The organism is Nostoc cf. edaphicum LEGE 07299, assembly GCF_015207245.1.
GTDB classification, from domain to species: domain Bacteria; phylum Cyanobacteriota; class Cyanobacteriia; order Cyanobacteriales; family Nostocaceae; genus Nostoc; species Nostoc edaphicum_B.
The window spans coordinates 1-3,846 of the sequence record NZ_JADEXF010000581.1; the positions used below are offsets into that span (position 1 = coordinate 1).

The window sequence follows — 3,846 nt, forward strand, 5'->3', positions numbered from 1 at the left end:
ATCGTATTCTGATTCGTCCTAGCGAACAAGTCCCGATCAATGGTGAGATCGTCGAGGGTACTTCCAACGTCAATGAAGCCTTTCTCACGGGAGAGTCGCGCCCGGTGGTCAAAAAAGCCAATGATGAAGCGATCGCCGGAGCGGTCAATGGAGAAGGTGCTTTGACAGTCAAGGTCACTCGCACCGGAGATCAAACAACCTGAGCCAGATTATGCGTATGGTTAAGGAAGCGCAGACATCTAAGTAAATTTCAATCACTAGCCGATCGACTTGCCTATTTATGATTGTGACTTAAATAAATTGTTTGCCGCAACGGCAAGCTTTTACTTTAAAAAACGGCAATCTTTTAGGTTCTTGGCAACTTTTGGTGATGATGAAAAGTTACGCGCTTTAAGGCAGAGGGCAGGAGGCAGAAGGCAGAAGGGTTTTAAGATTCTGCCTGTCGTCGTAGAACTTGTGACCAAGACTCAGATCGAACTTGAAGACTTTTCTTGTGATCTAGAGGTTCTGTAACCCTTGCACAGCAGGAATTTCTGTAGTTTTCTTCTTTCTTCCTTCTGACTTGAAAATCAAACTTCGGCTTAAATCCAAGAAGGATATGTGGCTGAAGTCATTCAATGGCGACACAGCCGAAACAAAATATTGATTACAGGTTTAAATTGCGACCGGAACAGGTTCAACACTAACTTGATAACCAAGTTTTTCTAGGCGTTTAATCAAACGTTTCTTGACACTTTCCGGTCGTTGTTTGTCGAAATAATCAGCTCCTAAATCTTTATAAGGTTCTTGATGTGATATTAGATGGTAAGCGATCATTAAAATAGAATGTGCAACAGCAACAGCTGCGCGTTTTTTGCCTCTTCGCCCACTAATACGACGAAACTGAGCAGCAAGGTAAGTTTTAGTATGGGCTAGAGCGTGAGCGGCTTGAACCAGAATTGTTCGTAAGGAGCGATTGCCTTTACGGGTACTAGTTGAAAGCGTTTTCCCACCACTTTCGTAGTTACCAGGAGCAACTCCAGCCCAAGCAGCCAAATGCTGGGCACTTGGGAAACGGCTCATATCGATGCCAATTTCAGATACAATAATTTCCGCAGTTCGACGTGCGATACCTGGTATAGTATCTAATAACTCTACCGCTTGCTCAAAAGGGCAACAATATTCCTCAATTTGTTGGTCAAAACATTTAATTGTTTCGTCTATGCTATCAATTTGACACAGTAGCTGTGCGAGAATAAATCGTTGATGAGGACGAACTCTACCCTCAAGTGCAAGAATCAGTAAATCATGCTTTTTTCGCATAGTTCCTTTTGCCAAGTCCGCCATTAGTTCAGGACTAGCGCTACCTTCAACAATCGCAGCTAGCATTGCTCGTCCTGACACTCCCATTACGTCACTGGCAACTGAGGCAAGTTTGATATTAGCAGCTTCAAGCACTTTTTGGACTCGATTCACCAAGTTCACTCTTTCTCGAATAAAATTGCTACGATGACGAGTTAAATCGCGCAAATCTCTTTGCTCCACAGGGGGAATAAAACTCGCACGTAACAACCCATGTTGTAGTAGTTCGGCAATCCACTGCGAATCTTTGATGTCTGTTTTGCGTCCTGGCACCGCTTTTATATGACGGGCATTAACTAACATAACTTCAAAGTTTCCTTCTAGGATATTAAATACAGGTCGCCAGTACTCACCAGTACTCTCCATTGCTACATGAGTACAATTGTGACTTGTTAACCAGTCAGAAAGTTTTAACAAGTCCTGAGTCATTGTAGTGAATGTACGTATTTCCTTGTGCCATCCGGACGAAGACTTTGGGGTAATTACACAAGCTACCACCGTCTTTTTGTGTACATCTAGTCCTGCACAACGATTGTAGACTACCTGCATATCTCTTGATCTACTACAACTTTCAAAATTGATAGGGGGCTAATACGTGGATATCTAAATAGTAGATTCTGACTTGCGTGCTCACTAAAACCAAAAAATTGCTCAGTGGCGACAATTGGTAATTCCTCTCGATATCCAGGTTAGACTGCCCTTCAGGCTCTGGTGCTCTAATAAGGAAACAACCTCGCTTGTATCAGCCTTATCTTGGAAGTTACCACATTTTCATTCATGGTGATGAAATTTTTTCATTGGGACTGCCCTCAGCATAGCTGCCTTCTGCCTAAACCAGCCCACTAGTGATCACCAAAAGCTGACAAGAACCATCTTTTACTTTAAGTCACACATCTGCACGAGAAGCGGTTGTAAAATTACAGAAAATGGACGTGCGGTGGTAATGATTACAGGCGATGCCGAAGCAGTTGCCAAGACCGTTGCTGGGGATTTGCAGATTGATCGCTACTATGCTCGTGTCCTACCACAGGGTAAAGCTGCGCTAATTCATCGGCTCAAAGCTGAAAAGCCGACCGCCTTTGTAGGCGAGGGCATCAATGATGCACCTGCTTTAACCGAGTCAGATTTAGGACTGGCGATCAGAGCCGGAACCAATGTTGTGATCGAGTCTGCCAATCTAATCTTAGTTAAAAGCGATCCGCTTGATGCAACTTACGCGCTTAAACTTGCGAAAGCTACCTACAGCAAAATGGCTCATAACTTGTTATGGGCAGCTGGGTACAACGTTGTTGCCATTCCATTAGCGGCAGGAGTTGGCTACCCATTCGGCATTCTATTAACACCAGCAATAGCTGCCATACTGATGAGCGTTTCGACAGTTGTTGTTTCATTTAATGCAATGTCGTTACGTGGCATTCGTTTGCATGATTGAGTACATCAGAACAAATCTCAATCGAGACGAAGTAATATAAGTTACCTCCTAGATGCAGAAGCCATTTCACTGCTTCAAAACTACTCACACCCATAATCAGGGTAGAGTTGAACTAAAAAGTTTTTTGTAAGCATCTGTCTTTAACGATACAACATTTTAAATGGGTAAATAGAGCGAACGGTTTTAAGTGGGGGTATATTAAAAGGTAGCTTAATAGTGAAAGTGCTACCTTCACCTAAGTTACTTTGCACATCTATGCTGCCGTGGTGTGACTGAATAATTGCTTGCGCGATCGCTAATTCTAATCCAGAACCACCAATGCTACGAGAGCGAGCGCTACTCACCCGATAAAAGCGATCAAAAATTCGAGTCAGTTCGTGGTGATGTGAAAGCATTTCGCAGACTCCAAAGAACGTTGATGAAGTCTTGGTGACCAAGAGCTTTATCAGTTCGTAGAGTTACCCAGGATAATCAGGGAAAAAAGACGGCTGGCGTTGAGTCACTGACCCCAAAGCAACGTCTAGAACTGACTGGAAATTTAAACCTGGGGTCAAAGGTCAGCCCAACTAGACAGTATTCAATCCATTCCACTTGGTGTCAACCCTTCTTAAATTAGCGAAGCATTGTTAAAAGAGGGATTATTATGTCTGTTAATTGAGATTAGCAGGTGTAAATTGACCTAAAAAATGGGGTTTTGTGTCTGCTAATGCTCCTCAAAACCCCAAACAATTATGTCATCTCATGTAAGTGAAACTATTTCTCACGGATCTCGGTTCGACTCCTACAAGACTACTCAGTCCATAGGCTCTTTAACTTAATACCATGACTGGTGTTTTTTGCGTTTTTTGTCGTGGTATTTCTTACCATACCAATCGTAGTTTTTGCCTTTGTTATAATCATCGTCTTTGTCGTATTCGTGGTATCCCCCAGATAAAAGCTGCTGTTCCTGTGTGGATAAATTCACAAGCAAATCAGACGTAATGATTGAATCAGACATATTTTTACCTCACTTACTTCATAGAGATTACACACCTACATAATAAAAACCAGGTGTGTAACACTACGCCTGTCTC

Annotated in this window: 4 protein-coding genes and 2 pseudogenes; 3 read left to right on the forward strand and 3 right to left on the reverse strand. The window is 42.7% G+C overall.

Going from position 1 to position 3,846, the window contains the following annotated elements; translation table 11 throughout:
• A partial coding sequence (locus tag IQ229_RS17190) for a P-type ATPase (protein ID WP_228013526.1) occupies window positions 1–203 on the forward strand: 203 nt, incomplete at its 5' end.
• Between the two features lie 451 nt (window positions 204–654).
• Here the strand turns inward: IQ229_RS17190 and IQ229_RS17195 are convergent.
• A complete protein-coding gene (locus tag IQ229_RS17195) occupies window positions 655–1,890 on the reverse strand; it encodes an IS110 family RNA-guided transposase (RefSeq protein ID WP_162398280.1) in 1,236 nt (411 codons plus the stop codon).
• Window positions 1,891–2,284: 394 nt separating this feature from the next.
• Here IQ229_RS17195 and IQ229_RS17200 point away from each other — a divergent pair, with 394 nt between their 5' ends.
• Window positions 2,285–2,773 carry an HAD-IC family P-type ATPase gene (locus IQ229_RS17200; protein WP_202928734.1) on the forward strand — a complete coding sequence of 163 codons (489 nt, stop codon included), beginning with the start codon at window positions 2,285–2,287 and terminating at the stop codon, window positions 2,771–2,773.
• 140 nt (window positions 2,774–2,913) lie between these two features.
• Here IQ229_RS17200 and IQ229_RS17205 read toward each other — a convergent pair.
• A pseudogene (locus IQ229_RS17205) lies at window positions 2,914–3,153 on the reverse strand (ATP-binding protein); the annotation flags it as partial.
• A 104-nt stretch (window positions 3,154–3,257) separates the two neighbouring features.
• Between IQ229_RS17205 and IQ229_RS17210 the strand changes: the two are divergent.
• Window positions 3,258–3,389 (forward strand): annotated as a pseudogene (locus tag IQ229_RS17210) (hypothetical protein); the annotation flags it as partial.
• Window positions 3,390–3,587: 198 nt separating this feature from the next.
• On the opposite strand, the gene IQ229_RS17215 reads toward IQ229_RS17210, so the two are convergent.
• A complete protein-coding gene (locus tag IQ229_RS17215) occupies window positions 3,588–3,770 on the reverse strand; it encodes a hypothetical protein (protein ID WP_162398281.1) in 183 nt (60 codons plus the stop codon).
• Between the last annotated feature and the right edge of the window lie 76 nt (window positions 3,771–3,846).

Bases quoted from the DNA above. Each gene is read 5' to 3' on its own strand.
- IQ229_RS17195 (WP_162398280.1), bottom strand. From the start codon at position 1,890: ATGCAGGTAGTCTACAATCGTTGTGCAGGACTAGATGTACACAAAAAG.
- IQ229_RS17215 (WP_162398281.1), bottom strand. From the start codon at position 3,770: ATGTCTGATTCAATCATTACGTCTGATTTGCTTGTGAATTTATCCACA.
- IQ229_RS17200 (WP_202928734.1), top strand. From the start codon at position 2,285: ATGATTACAGGCGATGCCGAAGCAGTTGCCAAGACCGTTGCTGGGGAT.